The organism is Carboxylicivirga litoralis (assembly GCF_025499605.1).
GTDB lineage: Bacteria > Bacteroidota > Bacteroidia > Bacteroidales > Marinilabiliaceae > Carboxylicivirga > Carboxylicivirga litoralis.
Genome location: NZ_JAFMVC010000130.1, coordinates 1 through 460, shown reverse-complemented (window position 1 = coordinate 460; position 460 = coordinate 1). Strand labels below are relative to the sequence as shown.

The 460-nt window shown below is 50.0% G+C and carries 1 rRNA gene; it reads right to left on the bottom strand.

Annotation, left to right across the window (positions count from 1 at the left end):
* Nucleotides 1-460, bottom strand: a 23S ribosomal RNA gene (locus J1N10_RS21075); the annotation flags it as partial.

Sequence of the window (460 nt, the reverse complement as noted above, 5' to 3'; positions counted from 1 at the left end):
GAGCGCCCCTTCTCCCGAAGTTACGGGGCTAATTTGCCTAGTTCCTTAGCCATGAATCACTCGAGCGCCTTAGTATACTCAACCCAACTACGTGTGTCCGTTTACGGTACGAGCCGCTATACTCGCTTTTCTCGGCACAAGCTGCTTATGCTCGCTTCGTCCGTAGACTAGGCTCAACGTACTATTCCGTCAGTACGTGCATACCTCACTCATGCGTCACTTTTATTGTATAGCAGGTGCAGGAATATTAACCTGCTTGCCATCCACTACCCCTTTCGGGTTCGCGTTAGGTCCCGACTAACCCTGATCCGATTAGCGTTGATCAGGAAACCTTGGTCTTTCGGCGTGGAGGTTTCTCACCCCCATTATCGTTACTTATGCCTACATTTGCTTTTCCAAACAGTCCACTGTGACTCACATCTTCAGCTTCAACCCAGTTTGGAATGCTCCCCTACCACTG